Origin of the sequence: Plantactinospora veratri (assembly GCF_036421995.1) — a bacterium.
Lineage (GTDB): Bacteria > Actinomycetota > Actinomycetes > Mycobacteriales > Micromonosporaceae > Plantactinospora > Plantactinospora veratri.
On sequence record NZ_JAZGQL010000003.1, the window covers coordinates 69,045 to 82,972 of the forward strand.

Sequence of the window (13,928 nt, forward strand, 5' to 3'; positions counted from 1 at the left end):
CCGCGAGGTGGGCGCCCCGAGCGGGGGCGGGCCCCGGGTGGGTCCGACCCCGTGCCGCAGGCGGCCGGGCTGCGTGAGAGAGTGTCGAGCATGCAGCGTGCCCGTCGTCTGGCGTCGATCGCGGTCATCGCCGTGCTCGGCAGCACCCTCCTGTCCGCCTGCCGGTCCGACTCCAGCGTCGCCGTCTACCTCGGGGATAAGAAGATCACCGAGGACGAGGTGTCCTCGGTGCTCGACGACGTCCGGAGCAAGGCGGTCTCGCCGGCCCCCACCGAGCCGGGCGCCACGCCCGCCCCGGGCGCCCCCGCGCCCAAGACGCCGAGCCGGGCCGAGGTGGTCGGCACCCTGGTGATGCGGGAGGTCTGCCTCAAGCTCGCCACCGACAAGGGCTTCAAGCCGTCCGAGCAGGCTCCGATCGAGCGGATCGCCGAGGCGACCGGTCTGCCGGCGGACTCCCGCTACGTGCGGCTCTTCTCCGAGCTGGACGCCTGCCGGGCCGGCATTCCGGTCACCCAGCCGGTGGCGCCGACCCAGGAGGAGCTGATGGACGTGGTGGCCCGGGGCCGGGTCGCCGGGGTGATCCCACCGGACGCCAAGGACGGCGAGGCCGGGCAGCAGCTCGACGGTGACGTGCTGCGCCGCGCGCTGGCGATGCGCAACACCCTGACCGAGGCGCTGGAGGGTTCCGACGTCACGGTCAACCCGCGCTACCGGCCGCTGGAGTACCCGGTGCTGACCTTCTCGGACAGCAGCCCCGCGCTGGTCGTGCCGATCGGCCAGTCCGGCTCCGACACCGTGGTCGACGCCCGCTGAACGGCGCCCGAACCGCCAGCCCGCGCCACCGGCCGTGTCACGTGACTCCGCCGCCGACCAGGCCCGCCCGCCGATGACCGGCGTACCGCCCGGCCCGGCCGGCCGGATCGTGCTGCTGGTCACCTCGCCCCGGCTGCCGGCCGGGCTGCTGACCGCGTCCGCCTGGGACGTCGTACGCGGCTGTCCGGTGCTGGCCGGCGCGGAGAGCGAGCTGGCCACGGCGGTACGCGCGGCCGGCGCCGAGGTGAGGGTCACCGCGACTCCGGTCCCGGACCTGCTGGCCACGGTCGCCACGCACGGTACGGCGGTCTGGCTGGCCGGCCCGGCCGGGGACGAGGAACTCGCCCGGGAGCTCGGGCTGCGGCTGGCCCGGCAACCCGGGCTGGCCGAGCTGGAGTTGATGTACGGCTCCTGGGATCCGCCGGGCGCCCGGCTGCTCGACGCGGTCGAGGTGATGGACCGGCTCGCCTCGCCCGGCGGTGACCCGTGGAAGCGGGCCCAGACCCACGCCTCGCTGGCGCAGTACCTGCTCGAAGAGTGCTACGAGGCGTACGACGCCATCGCCGCGAACGATCTCGTGGCGCTCCGCGAGGAGCTGGGCGACGTGTTGTTGCAGGTGGTGCTGCACGCCCGGCTGGCGGAGAACCTGCCCGAGGCGGAGCGCTGGTCGATCGACGACGTCGCCGGCGGGCTGGTGGCGAAGATGGTCCGGCGCAACCCGCACGTCTTCGCCGGCACCGAGGTCGGCGGCATCGACGAGATCATCGAGAACTGGGAACGGATCAAGCGGGCGGAGAAGCCGCGTGCCTCCGTACTCGACGGGGTCGCGCTCTCCCAGCCGGCGCTGGCGCTGGCGGCGAAGGTGCTGCACCGGGTCGCCCGGGCCGGGCTCGACCTGCCGCCTGCGGAGCCGCCGGCCGGGGCGGACGAGACCGTCCGGCTCGGCGCGACCCTGCTGGAGACGGTGGCCCGGGCCCGGACGGCGGGGCTGGACGCCGAGGCGGCGCTGCGCCAGGCGACCCTGGCCTACGCGGCCACGGTGCGCGCGGCCGAACAGGATTCGATACCGCCGTCCTGACGCCGGGGCGGCGCGCGGGCGCGGCAGGTGCGCGGGATGGCATGATGAATCGAAGCCTGTAAATGGGAGTCAGCGTCATGACCATGCCCCGTTCCGGACGCGTAGCCGCCACCCGGGGGCGTACGACCCTCGCCGTCCTCGCCGTACCCGCCCTGCTCGCGGCGGCGCTCGGCGGCGCCGGTCCGGCCGGTGCCGTCAAGCCGCCGCACCTGCTGGGCAACCCGTACACCGGGGCCCGGGTGTACGTCGATCCCGAGTGGTCCGCCCGGGCCGCCGCCGAGCCCGGTGGCGACGCGGTCGCCCAGCAGCCGACCGCCGTCTGGCTGGACCGGATCGCCGCGATCGAGGGCGCGGACGGAGCGATGGGACTGCGCGACCATCTGGACGCCGCCGTGGCGCAGCGGGCCGACCTCGTCCAGTTGACCATCTACGACCTGCCGTCCCGGGACTGTGGCCGGCCCGTCCCGCACGGCGAACTCTCGATCGACGAACTCGACCGGTACCGGACGGAGTTCATCGATCCGATCGTCGAGATCCTCGCCGCCCCCCGCTACGCCGGCCTGCGGATCGTCGCCCTCGTCGAGCCGAACTCGCTGTCCAACCTGGTCGTCAACACGGATCCCCGGAACACCGCCACCCCGGCCTGCAACGAGGTGCGGGCCCGGGGCATCTATCCGGACGGGATCGGGTACGCCCTGTCCCGGCTCGGCGCCCTGCCGAACGTCTACCCGTACCTGGACATCAGCCACCACGGCGAACTCGGCTGGCCGGACAACTCCGGCCCGATGGCGGCGCTGCTGCGCCAGGCCGCGACCAGCGCGGGCAGCACGGTGGCGAACGTGCACGGCTTCGTCGCCAACACCGCCAACTACTCCGCGCTGCACGAGGAGTACTTCCGGGCCGACGACGTCGTCAACGGCCAACCGGTGCACCAGTCGAGATGGGTCGACTGGAACCCGTTCGTCGACGAGGTGCCGTACGCCCGACACATGCGGGAACTGCTGGCCGGGGTGGGCTTCTCGACCCGGGCGAGCCTGCTGGTCGACACCTCGCGCAACGGCTGGGGCGGCCCGAACCGGCCCACCGGACCGGCGCCGGTCACCGGCGACCTGAACGAGTACGTCGACCGAAGCCGGATCGACCGGCGAACGCAGATCACGAACTGGTGCAACCAGACGGGCTCCGGCCTCGGCGAGCGGCCAGCCGCCGACCCGGAGCCCGGCATCGACGCGTACGTGTGGGTCAAACCGCCCGGTGAGTCCGACGGTACCGGTGTCAGCCGGGAGGTGGGCCAGCCGTACGAGCCGATGTGCGATCCCACCTACGACCCGCCGGGCGAGTCCTACCGCAGCACCGGGGCGCTGCCGGACGCCCCGCCGTTGCGGCAGTGGTTCCCGGCGCACTTCCGGCAGTTGCTGGCCAATGCCTGGCCGCCGCTGTGACGGGCGCTCACCGGGATGGCGCGGCGCCCGGGGTCAGCGCTTCGGGCGGAGCGTGTCGACCCGGGCGACCGACTCGTCGATCCGCTGTTCGGTGAGGCGCCCGGAGCGGACCAGCCGGACGACGGTGTCGAGGGTGTGGCCGACGACGTTCGGGTCGTACTCCTGCTGGTTGCCGAAGACCAGCAGGTCGACGCCGGCCTCCAGGGCCAGCGCGACCGCCTCGTCCCGGCCGAACCGGCTGGTGACCGCCACGGCCTGCATGTCGTCGCTGACCACCGGGCCGCGCCAGCCGAGCCGGCCGCGCAGCAGGTCGGTGACGACCGCCCGGGACAGCGAGGCCGGCCGGTCCGGGTCGAGCTTCCGGTTGAGTACGTGGCCGACCAGCACCGAGTCGGCGGCGCCGGACGCGATCAGCCTCTGGAAAGGTTCGAGTTCGGTCTCCCGCCACGAGCCGGTGACGTCGACGGCGGTGAAGTCGGTGTTGCCGGTCGCGCTGCCCAGCCCGGGAAAGTGCTTGAGCGACGTGCGTACCCCGGCGGCCCGGTGCACCCGCACCTCCTCGGCCGCGTTCCGGACCACCACGTCCGGGTTGGCGGAGAAGCTGCGGTCGAGCTTGCCGACGGCGGGACCGTCCGGTCGCAGGTTCAGGTCGACCACCGGCGCGTAGTTGAGGTTGACGCCGATCGAGGTGAGACTCCGGACGAGTCCCTCCGCCCACTGCCGGGTGACCGGGATCGAGTCCGCCCGGCCGATCTCGGCCTCCGAGCGGGTGGCCGGGAAGCCGTTGCCGGGGTTGAGCCGGGCGACCCGGCCACCCTCCTGGTCGATCGAGACGATGAGCCGGCCGGGCGACGCCTGTTTCAGGGCCTTCACCAGCGCGGTCACCTGGCCGGGCGAGCTGATGTTGCGTACGGTGTCGGTCTTCAGGTCGCGGTCGAAGAGGATGACGCCGCCGAGCCCCTGCCGGATCGCCGTCAGCACCCAGCCGGCCTCGGTTGCCTGCTGGCCACGGAAGCCGACCACCAGCAGACTCGCGATCTTGCGGCGCAGGGTGGCCTCGTCGCGCCGGGCCGGTCCGGGCGGCCGGGACGGGGTGGGCGCGAGCCGGGCCGGCGTCCGCCCCGAGCCGCACCCGGCGGTACCCGCCGCCAGCCCGGCCGAGCCGAGCCCGGCGAGCAGCAGTCGGCGGCTGAGACGGGCATCCCTCACCCGATCCACGCTACGGTCGCTGACCGGGGCTGCGCGGCACAATGCGGACACCAGCCCGAGGTCCGGCCGGTCGACGCGGGTGGAGTTTCTGGCCCCCCGCCACAAACCCGGCGTCGCGCTCAGCGGCGTTGTCGAGGCTCCGCCGGACAATCGTGGTCGCAGTTGCCTGCTCCTGTTAGCTCACGCTGGAGTCGGACCGCGTGCGCGCCGCCGATGCGCTGATAGATGTCGTACGCCTGCCACAGAAAGGTCTTCCCGTCCGCGTCCCCCATGGCCAACGCGCACCGGCCGATACCTTCCAGGCTTGCTGCCTCTTCGTTCGGGCTGCGGATCGCCCGTGCCCATTCCAGTGCCTGCTGGTGCTGAGTCAGCCCCTGCGCGGGTTGCCCCGAGACCCGGTACAGCCTGCCGAGGTGGTTCAGAGCTTCGACCTCATGCCGCTGGGCGCCGACGCGCCGGCAGATGGCGAGGGCGCGGTCGAGCGCCCGCGCCGCACCGCCGTAGTCACCAACGGCCTGTCTGACGCCTCCCAGGTTGTTCAGGGAACCGACTTCACCGACGAGGTCACCGAGGTCCCGATAGATGCCCAGTGCCTCGTCGAGCAGTTCGGCGGCGGCAACGTAGTCGCCGGTCTGATGCCGCACGGCACCGAGGTTGCTCAGGGCGTTAACCTCGCCGGGCCGGTTGCCGAGAGCCCGGTGGATGCCGAGCGCCTCCCCGAGCACGTCAGCCGCGCTGGCGTAATCGCCGGTGGAGTACTGCACGCCGCCCAGGTAGTTGAGTGCGTGTGCCACACCCCGCCGGTCCCCCAGCCGCCGGTAGCGGCTCAGCGCCCGCTCCTGGGTCCTTCGGATTGGGGTGAGCGACGAATCTGTCGTCGCATTACTGGATGCGGCGGGCGGATCACGAGCCCGTGCACAGATTTATGTTCGGCGCCCCGGTTGGAAGGAGCAAGGGTAATTGCATCCGGAACCGTACGGGACGGTACGGGACGGGGCCGTACGGGACGGCTTCCGGCTTCGCGGGCGTCTCCGCCGGGACGGCATCGCCGCTACAGACGTTGAAAGGCAGAGGCTGTCGTGGAGTGTGCCCGGCGTGTCGCGCTGACGTGGTCGGGGTTGATCAACGGGACCGGTGGGTGGGGTATGCCGATGCTGGCGGCCCGAACGTCGCTTCCGGCTGCGCCGGGAAGCGGTACGGCGGCAGGCGACCGGAATGTTCGCCCTGGGGGAGACGCCCGCGTAGGTCGCGCAGTGGTTGCGGGTGTCGAAGAGGTCGGTGCGGCAGTGGCGGCGTGCAACGGTCCGCAATAACCGCCCCGCCGCCAGCCCACGGAGCCGAATCACCACCGAGCGCGCGTTCCCGAGACCGAATTGACATGATCGTCAAAGGAGATCCACGATGTGGTCATGCGGAGAATTGTCGTGCTGGACGCGGCGTCGAACCTCGGCCTGGTGCAGCCGAGAGACGGGCATGAGCCCGGCGTGCGCAAGATGCCTGACGCTTTACGGGGTCAAGGAATCGTTGCGCGGTTGTCCGCCGAGGACGGCGGTCGCGTTGTGCCGCCGCCGTACTCGTTCGACCTGGAGCCTGTCACCGGCTATCGGAACGCCCCCGCGATAGCGCAGTTCAGCGTCGATCTGGCGGACCGGCTCGGCGCCCTGCTCGACACCGGCGCGTTTCCCTTCGTGTTGGGGGGTGACTGCAGCATCCTCCTCGGCCCGGCGCTGGCACTGCGCCGTCGAGGGACCTATGGTCTGGCTTTCTTGGACGGACACGACGACTACTCGCCGCCGCGCTACCCGCCGACCGTCCCGGGCCGCTATACGGCGGCTGGCCACGATCTCGGCCTTGCCGCTGGACACGGCCCGAATCTGCTGACCGACCTCGATGGCCTGCGGCCCTACGTCGAGGAACGGCACGTCGTGCACATCGGGTTACAGCGCGAACCCGACAACGAACTGATCCGCACCGAGGACTTCGACGCTTCAGCCATCCGCAGCTACCCCGTCGAGCACATCCGCAGCCACGGCGCGGCCACCACCGCCGCACAAGCCCGCGCCGACCTCGACGCGATGCCGATCGGCGGCTTCTGGATCCACGTCGACGCCGACGTCCTGGACAGGACCGTTATGCCGGCGGTCGACTCCCCCAACTCCAACGGCCTGTCGCTCAGCGAGTTTTCGACGGTGCTGGCTGCCCTGCTGGCATCACCCCGCGCGATCGGTATGCACGTGGCGATCTACGACCCCGAACGCGACCCCACCGGCCAGGCTGCGGCGGCGCTGGTCGACGCCATCGTCAACGCTTTCCAGGATGCGAACGCCCGCCGCTGACCACGCCTCCTTCGTTCCTACGGCTCGCCCCGGGCGAGGACACCTCGCCCCACCGGTCTAGTCGATCGTCCGGCCCCGTCAGCGCGACACGCCGATCAGCCTCGACAACAGACCCCAGCCTTTCAGCCTCTGTAGCCGGCTCGGGCGGCGACGCCCTGCGGCGGGGTCCGGTCGCGGCGTCGACGGCCGGCGCCGAGCCCGACGGCGATGCCGAGCGCCGCCACCAGCACCCCGGTGGTCTGCCCCGGGTCCGGCAGCCGGCCGGCCTGGACGGCGGCGGTCAGCAGGGTGGCGATCGGCATCAACCCGACGAGCACCCCGGCCCGATCCACCCCGAGCTGGCGCAGCCCGGTGAACCAGGCGAGAAAGGCGACCACGGTCATCATCGCCGCCAGATAGCCGAACGCGGCGGCCTCGGTGGGAGTGGGCAGCCGCCACCGGGCCAGCTCACCCGCCGGGATCGCGGCCAGCAGCAACAGCGGTACGGCCAGCCCGCAGCTGTAGGCCGCCACCCGTACCGGCCCGAGCCGGGGCAGTACGGCCGCGGCCAGCAGCGAGAACGCGATCTCGCCGCCGAACGCCCCCAGCGAGGCGACGATGCCGACCGCGTCCGCCCGGCCGCTGCCCTGCACCAGTGCGGTACCGGCGACGACGATTCCGGCCGCCGCGACCAGTCGGGGTGCCGGACGGCGTCCGCCGGTGAGCGGACCGAGCAGGGCGAGCCCGAGCGGGGCGGCGCCGATGAAGGTGCCCACCACGGCCGGGTCGGCGTGCGGCAGCGCGACCAGGATGCAGGCGTTGAACCCGGCCATGCCGGTCAGCGCGAGCGTGGTCAGCACGACCAGTTCCCGCCGGTTCGGGCGGCCGGGCGGGGGCGTGTCACCGGCCAGCAGTCCGGGAAAGCGGCGGACCAGGGCGAAGAGTACGGCGGCGGCCAGCGCGTACCGGGCCGCCTGCCCGGTGAGGTGCGGATAGTCGAGGACCAGTTGGCTGAGCGAGACGGAGCTGCCGACCAGCACCATTCCGCCGACACAGAGCAGCACCGCGACCGGGTTGGAGAGCTTCACCCGATCGACGCTAGGGGCCGTTTGGCTCATGGGGCAGAGCCAAACGAGGGCATCGTGACAGGACCATTCGCTCGGGTACCGCCGGCACCGCGAGTGGTCGGGCCGATGTGCCGGCCGACGGAGGAAGAGCTGATCGTCTAGGTTTTTCCCATGCCACCATTCGTCCCGCTCGCCGAACGGATCGTCGACGCGCTCCTGGCGAGCGACCCCGAACTGGCCTCGTCGGTCGGCGAACACGGTTTCGACGACCAGTTGCCGGACCGTTCCGCCGACGCCGTCGCGGGGCGGGTGGCGATGCTGCGGGACGCCGCGCACGCGCTCTCCGAGGTGGACGCCGAGGAGTTGGACGTACCGGAACAGGTCGACCATGCCGTGCTCACCGCACTGGTGGACCGGGGGATCTTCGAGCTGACCGAGGTGCGGTCGCACGAGTGGAACCCGCTGGTGCACAACCCGGGACCGCTGCTGCACGCGCTCGTCGCCCGGCCCTTCGCCCCGGCCGAGGTACGGCTGACCAGCCTGGCCGGGCGGCTGGCCGCCGTACCGGACGCGTTGGCGACGGCGCGGGCCGTGCTGCACGACGTACCCCGGATCCACGCCGAGACCGCCGTCGGGCAGTTCGAGGGCGCGGCGACCCTGGTCCGGGACCAGGTGCCGGCCCTGCTGGCCGAGGCGCCCGAGCTGCGCGACCTGGTCGAGCCGGTCGCCGGGGCGGCGATCCGTGAGCTGACCGGGTTCGCCGAGCGGCTCCGCGCCGGGCTGCGCGACGACGCCGGGCCGGGCCGGGACCCCCGGCTGGGGCGGCGACTCTGGGAGGCGCGGCTCTGGCACACCCTGGACACCGAGCTGGGGGCCCGGCAGGTCCTCGACTCGGCCTGGGCGAACCTGGAGCGGGTCACCGAGGAGATCCGGGCGGCGGCGGTCGAGCTGGTCGGTGGTCCGGCCTCGGACGAGACGGTACGCCAGGCGCTGGCCCTGCTCGCCGACGAGCACCCGGACAACTCCTCGGTGGTGCCGCTGGCCCGGACCACCCTGGACGAGGTACTCGACTTCGTCGCCGACACCGACCTGGTGTCGCTGGTCGACGACGCCTGCGTGATCAGGGAGATGCCCGAGCACGACCGGGGGGTCGCGGTCGCCTACTGCGACGCGCCGGGTCCGCTGGAGCCGGCGGCGGTGCCGACGTACTACTGCATCGCGCCGACCCCGGCGGACTGGCCGGCGGCCCGGGTGGAGTCCTTCTTCCGGGAGTACAACGACCACATGATCCGCAACCTGACCGTGCACGAGGCGGTGCCGGGACACTTCCTCCAGTTGGCGCACGCCCGCCGCTACCGGGGCAGCAGCCGGGCCCGCGCGCTCGGCCACTCGGGGCCGTTCATCGAGGGTTGGGCGGTCTACTCCGAGGAGGCGATGGTCGAGCGGGGCTTCGGCGGCCTGGCGGTGCGGTTGCAGCAGCTCAAGATGCAGCTCCGGATGACCATCAACGCGATCCTCGACCAGTTGACGCACTGCGAGGAGCTGTCCGAGTCCGACGCGCTGGCGCTGATGACCGGGCGGGGCTTCCAGGAGGAGGGCGAGGCGGCCGGTAAGTGGCGCCGGGCCCTGCTCACCTCGACCCAGCTCTCCACCTATTTCGTCGGCTACCACCAGGTCGCCGGGATCGCCGCGCGCCGGCCGGCCGGGGTGCCGGTCCGGCAGTGGCACGACGCGATGCTGGCGCACGGTTCACCGGCGCCACGGCACCTGCCGGCGCTGCTCGGCCTGGACGAGTACGACCTGGCCTGAGGGTCAGGCGGCCGGTTGCCCCGCCCTGGCCCGCCGGTCGACCAGTCCGGCACCGGCGGGCAGGTCGAACGCGCTCTTCTCGACGGCGTCGCGGTAGCGGCTCAGCGCCACCTCCAGGTCGGTGCCGTCGACCGTACCGGTGAAGCTGCCCAACGCGCCCTCGCTGGTGATGCAGGCGTCGAAACCGGCCGCCGGGGCGTCGCTGAGCTGGTCGACCTCGACACAGGTGGCGTGCCGCCCGGCGACCGTGGTGTCGTACTGCCGGATCGTCGCGTCCGGGTCGAGCGCGGCGGCGGTGAGCAGGCCGACCACCACCGGCGGGCTGACCAGGCCGCGCCTGTTCATGTCGGCGAAGACGGTGACCGACGGCTTGGCGTTCGGGGCCGGCGGTGCGGTGACGGTGCAGGTCGGTTTCCTCGTGCTGGTGTCGCAGGCCGTGGTCGCGTCCGTGGTGACCGTCAACTTGCCACCCGGATAGGTGTACGCCGCGCGCAACGGGTCCTGCGACTGCGCGATGGAGGCGCTCCGGCCGCCCGGGAGCTGGTAGTCGGCCGAGTAGGTCAGCTCGTTGGCCCGGTCCAGTCGGGCGGCCAGGTCGTTGACCAGGTCTGCCCGACCGATCACCCGACCGGCGTCGTCCAGGGTCTGGCACCCGGAGACCGTCAGTACGGAAATGATCGCCCCCGCGAGTACCCGGAGTGAGATCGACACAGCCGGCATGGCCCACAGCCTTCACGATCGGGTCAAGCGCGCGCAAACCGGTTCCCACGTACTGTGAAGGATCTCCTCAAATGTCGGAGGGCCCCGCGCTCGGGCGGCCGGGCCCGGAGGCAGCGCCCGAAGCCCCGGGCCGGACCGATAGGCTGCCTGCGGGAGCCTGCGCCGCACCGCCGCGACGGGGACGGACCGCCATCGGCTATCGATGGACAGACTTCGATTTTGAGGAGCAGGACAGTGGCCACCATCGAGGGAATCGTCGCCCGGGAGATTCTCGACTCGCGCGGCAACCCGACCGTCGAGGTCGAGGTCGGGCTGGACGACGGTACGGTCGCCCGCGCCGCGGTGCCGTCCGGCGCGTCGACCGGAGCCTTCGAGGCGATCGAGCTGCGCGACGGGGACTCCGACCGCTACAACGGCAAGGGCGTGGAGAAGGCCGTCGCCAACATCGAGGACCGGATCGTCGACCAGCTCGTCGGCTACGAGGCCAGCGAGCAGCGGCTGATCGACCAGAAGATGCTCGACATCGACGGCACCGACGACAAGTCGGAGCTGGGCGCCAACGCCATCCTCGGGGTCTCGCTGGCGGTGGCCAAGGCGGCGGCGAACAGCGCCGAGCTGAGCCTCTTCCGCTACCTGGGCGGCCCGCACGCGCACCTGCTGCCGGTGCCGATGATGAACATCCTCAACGGTGGCGCGCACGCCGACTCCAACGTCGACGTGCAGGAGTTCATGATCGCCCCGATCGGCGCGCCCTCGTTCCGCGAGGCGCTGCGCTCGGGCGCCGAGGTCTACCACGCGCTCAAGTCGGTGCTGAAGAAGAAGGGCCTGGCCACCGGCCTCGGCGACGAGGGCGGCTTCGCCCCCGACCTGCCGACCAACTCCACCGCGCTCGACCTGATCGCCGAGGCGGTCGAGAAGGCCGGCTACCGGCTCGGCACCGACATCGTCTTCGCGCTCGACGTCGCCGCCACCGAGTTCTTCGACGACGGGGTCTACACCTTCGAGGGCAGCACCAAGACGGCGGACGAGATGACCGCCTACTACCACAAGCTGGCCGACGAGTACCCGATCGTCTCCATCGAGGACCCGCTCTCCGAGGACGACTGGTCCGGCTGGGCCGGGCTGACCGCCGCGCTCGGCGACCGGGTCCAGATCGTCGGTGACGACCTCTTCGTCACCAACCCGCAGCGGATCGCCCGGGGCATCGCCGAGCGGACCGCGAACGCCGTACTGGTCAAGGTGAACCAGATCGGTTCGCTGACCGAGACCTTCGAAGCGGTCGACATGGCGCACCGGGCCGGCTTCAAGTGCATGATGAGCCACCGCTCCGGCGAGACCGAGGACACCACCATCGCCGACCTGGCGGTGGCGACCGGCTGTGGCCAGATCAAGACCGGTGCGCCGGCCCGCTCCGACCGGGTGGCGAAATACAACCAGCTGCTGCGGATCGAGGAGGAGCTGGCCGACGCGGCGCGGTACGCCGGCACCGGCGCCTTTCCGCGTTACCGTTCGAACTGACGGGTCAGCCTTCGGGGGAGGGGTGCGACGGCGATGACGCAACGCCGTACGCCGAGCGGGCAGGGCCCGGCTCGACGGCCGGATCGTGCCGGCCGGGGCCGGCCCGCCCCGCCCCGCCCGCGCCTCGGGTCGGGAGCCAGGATCCCGGGCCGAGCCACGACAGGGTCAGGCGCGCTCTCCCGGAGCCACCCGGGCCACCGGTGCGACCCGGGCCTCCGGCACCGGCCGGAGCGCGGACGGCTCCCGCTCGGGCAGCCGGCCCGCGGCGGCCCGCCGGACCGTCGCCGCCCGCGCGGTGAAACGCACGTACGCCCAGCATCCCCGGCGCTACACCGGCCGGGCGACCGTACTCGCCGGGGTGCTGGTGGCGCTCGCGCTGGCCTACACCTATCCGGTGCGGGTCTATCTCAACCAGCAGGCCGACATCGCCCGGATCGAGGCGGCCCAGCAGGCGCAGCGGGAACTCATCGGTGACCTGACCGAGGAGGCGGCGCTCTGGGACGACCCGGAATACGTCAAGATCCAGGCGAGGGAGCGGTTCTACATGGTGGTGCCCGGCGAGGCGCCGTACGTGGTGCTCACCGACCACAAGGGCGCCGCCCGGGACGCCGGGGTCGACCCCAACGCGACCGAACGGGCCCCGGAGCCCTGGTACGACACTCTCTGGTCCAGCGTGCAGGCCGCCAACGAGCCGGACAAGGCGGGCCGGTGAGCGGTTCCGACCCGGTCGGCGTACCCGGTCCGGCGGGTCGGGCCGGCGCGGAGCCGGCGTCGGCCGGCGTGCCGGCACCGGTGCGGGAGCCGGCCACCGACGCGGACCTGGCGGCGGTCGCCGCCCAGCTCGGCCGGACCCCGCGCGGCACCCGGGCGGTGGCGCACCGCTGCCCGTGCGGCCAGCCGGACGTGGTGGAGACCACCCCGCGACTCGCCGACGGCACCCCGTTTCCCACCCTCTTCTATCTGACCTGCCCCCGTGCGGTGGCCGGGTGCAGCCGGTTGGAGTCCGCCGGACTGATGCGCGAGATGCAGGAGCGGCTCGGTGCCGACCCGGAGCTGGCGCAGCGCTATCTGGCGGCGCACCGGGACTATCTCGCCCGGCGGGAGGCGATCGGTTCGGTGCCGGAGATCGACGGCATCTCGGCCGGCGGCATGCCCGGCCGGGTGAAGTGCCTGCACGTGCACCTCGGGCACGCGCTGGCCGCCGGCCCCGGCGTCAACCCGTTCGGCGACGAGGTGCTGGAACTGCTCGAACAGTGGTGGGCCGCCGGCCCCTGCGTCGAGCCGGTCTCCTCGGCCCGCTCGGGGGAGCCGGCGACATGACCGGCGACGACGCCCCGGCCCCGGCCGAGCTGATCATCCGGCGTGCCCGGACCGCCGACGTACGCGGCATCCGCGACCTGATCGACACCTACAGCCCGGAGCGGCGGCTGCTCAGCAAGGCGACCGTCACCCTCTACGAGGACGTCCAGGAGTTCTGGGTCGCGGTCGACCCGGCGGACGACACGGTCGTCGGCTGCGGCGCCCTGCACGTGATGTGGGAGGACCTGGCCGAGATCCGGACGGTGGCGGTGCACCCGGCACACCGGGGCCGCAAGATCGGCCAGCGGATCGTGGCGGAACTGCTGACCACCGCCCGCGAGCTGGGCGTCGCCCGGGTCTTCGTGCTCACCTTCGAGACGCGCTTCTTCGCCGCATTCGGCTTCGTCGAGATCGACGGCGCACCGGTGCCGCAGGCGGTCTTCGAGCAGTTGCTCCGCTCGTACGACGAGGGCGTCGCCGAGTTCCTCGGGCTGGAACGGGTCAAGCCGAACACCCTCGGCAACGTCCGGATGCTGCTCCGGCTCTGACGATGCTGCTCCGGCTCTGACGACTCCGGCGCCCCCGCCGGGTGGACGACCTGTCGCCGCGACTGCGACGACGCGAGGTGGAGGACCACGTAGGGTGAAGATCGTGACGA

Annotated in this window: 12 protein-coding genes and 1 pseudogene; 9 read left to right on the plus strand and 4 right to left on the minus strand. The window is 72.5% G+C overall.

Going from position 1 to position 13,928, the window contains the following annotated elements:
- Positions 1 to 90 precede the first annotated feature (90 nt).
- The 3 genes from V1634_RS03625 to V1634_RS03635 all read left to right on the plus strand — a co-directional run bounded on the left by V1634_RS03625 (position 91) and on the right by V1634_RS03635 (position 3,333).
- Positions 91 to 813, plus strand: a complete 723-nt coding sequence (locus V1634_RS03625) for a hypothetical protein (protein ID WP_331206295.1) — start codon at positions 91 to 93, stop codon at positions 811 to 813.
- Positions 814 to 886: 73 nt separating this feature from the next.
- Positions 887 to 1,891, plus strand: coding sequence for a nucleoside triphosphate pyrophosphohydrolase (locus V1634_RS03630; protein WP_331206506.1), 1,005 nt, complete (start codon positions 887 to 889; stop codon positions 1,889 to 1,891).
- A 77-nt stretch (positions 1,892 to 1,968) separates the two neighbouring features.
- Positions 1,969 to 3,333 carry a glycoside hydrolase family 6 protein gene (locus tag V1634_RS03635; protein ID WP_331206296.1) on the plus strand — a complete coding sequence of 455 codons (1,365 nt, stop codon included), beginning with the start codon at positions 1,969 to 1,971 and terminating at the stop codon, positions 3,331 to 3,333.
- Positions 3,334 to 3,366: 33 nt separating this feature from the next.
- Here V1634_RS03635 and V1634_RS03640 read toward each other — a convergent pair whose 3' ends face one another.
- Together V1634_RS03640 and V1634_RS03645 are read right to left on the minus strand one after the other, a co-directional pair.
- A complete protein-coding gene (locus tag V1634_RS03640) occupies positions 3,367 to 4,542 on the minus strand; it encodes a glycoside hydrolase family 3 N-terminal domain-containing protein (RefSeq protein ID WP_331206297.1) in 1,176 nt (391 codons plus the stop codon).
- 119 nt (positions 4,543 to 4,661) lie between these two features.
- Positions 4,662 to 5,465: a tetratricopeptide repeat protein gene (locus V1634_RS03645; protein WP_407951715.1), complete on the minus strand. Its 804-nt coding sequence runs from the start codon at positions 5,463 to 5,465 to the stop codon at positions 4,662 to 4,664.
- A gap of 486 nt (positions 5,466 to 5,951) precedes the next feature.
- Here V1634_RS03645 and V1634_RS03650 point away from each other — a divergent pair, with 486 nt between their 5' ends.
- Positions 5,952 to 6,878, plus strand: coding sequence for an arginase family protein (locus tag V1634_RS03650; RefSeq protein ID WP_331206299.1), 927 nt, complete (start codon positions 5,952 to 5,954; stop codon positions 6,876 to 6,878).
- Positions 6,879 to 7,000: 122 nt separating this feature from the next.
- Here V1634_RS03650 and V1634_RS03655 read toward each other — a convergent pair whose 3' ends face one another.
- Entirely contained in the window at positions 7,001 to 7,945 is a 945-nt protein-coding gene (locus V1634_RS03655; RefSeq protein ID WP_331206300.1) for a DMT family transporter, read from the minus strand.
- Positions 7,946 to 8,095: 150 nt separating this feature from the next.
- On the opposite strand from V1634_RS03655, the gene V1634_RS03660 reads away from it, so the two are divergent.
- Positions 8,096 to 9,733: a DUF885 domain-containing protein gene (locus V1634_RS03660; RefSeq protein WP_331206301.1), complete on the plus strand. Its 1,638-nt coding sequence runs from the start codon at positions 8,096 to 8,098 to the stop codon at positions 9,731 to 9,733.
- 3 nt (positions 9,734 to 9,736) lie between these two features.
- On the opposite strand, the gene V1634_RS03665 is transcribed toward V1634_RS03660, so the two are convergent.
- Complete coding sequence (locus tag V1634_RS03665) at positions 9,737 to 10,453, minus strand: hypothetical protein (RefSeq protein WP_331206302.1); 717 nt, start codon at positions 10,451 to 10,453, stop codon at positions 9,737 to 9,739.
- A 234-nt stretch (positions 10,454 to 10,687) separates the two neighbouring features.
- Between V1634_RS03665 and eno the strand changes: the two genes are divergently transcribed.
- The 4 genes and pseudogenes from eno (at position 10,688) to V1634_RS03685 (ending at position 13,818) form a co-directional block, all read left to right on the plus strand.
- The gene (eno, locus tag V1634_RS03670) at positions 10,688 to 11,971 is read left to right on the plus strand and encodes a phosphopyruvate hydratase (protein WP_331206303.1); all 1,284 of its coding nucleotides are present in this window, start codon (positions 10,688 to 10,690) and stop codon (positions 11,969 to 11,971) included.
- 33 nt (positions 11,972 to 12,004) lie between these two features.
- Positions 12,005 to 12,683: pseudogene (locus V1634_RS03675) on the plus strand (FtsB family cell division protein).
- Positions 12,680 to 13,291 carry a DUF501 domain-containing protein gene (locus tag V1634_RS03680; protein WP_331206304.1) on the plus strand — a complete coding sequence of 204 codons (612 nt, stop codon included), beginning with the start codon at positions 12,680 to 12,682 and terminating at the stop codon, positions 13,289 to 13,291. Before V1634_RS03675 ends, V1634_RS03680 begins: the two are co-directional and overlap by 4 nt.
- Complete coding sequence (locus V1634_RS03685) at positions 13,288 to 13,818, plus strand: amino-acid N-acetyltransferase (RefSeq protein WP_331206305.1); 531 nt, start codon at positions 13,288 to 13,290, stop codon at positions 13,816 to 13,818. Before V1634_RS03680 ends, V1634_RS03685 begins: the two co-directional genes overlap by 4 nt.
- The last annotated feature ends 110 nt before the right edge of the window (positions 13,819 to 13,928 follow it).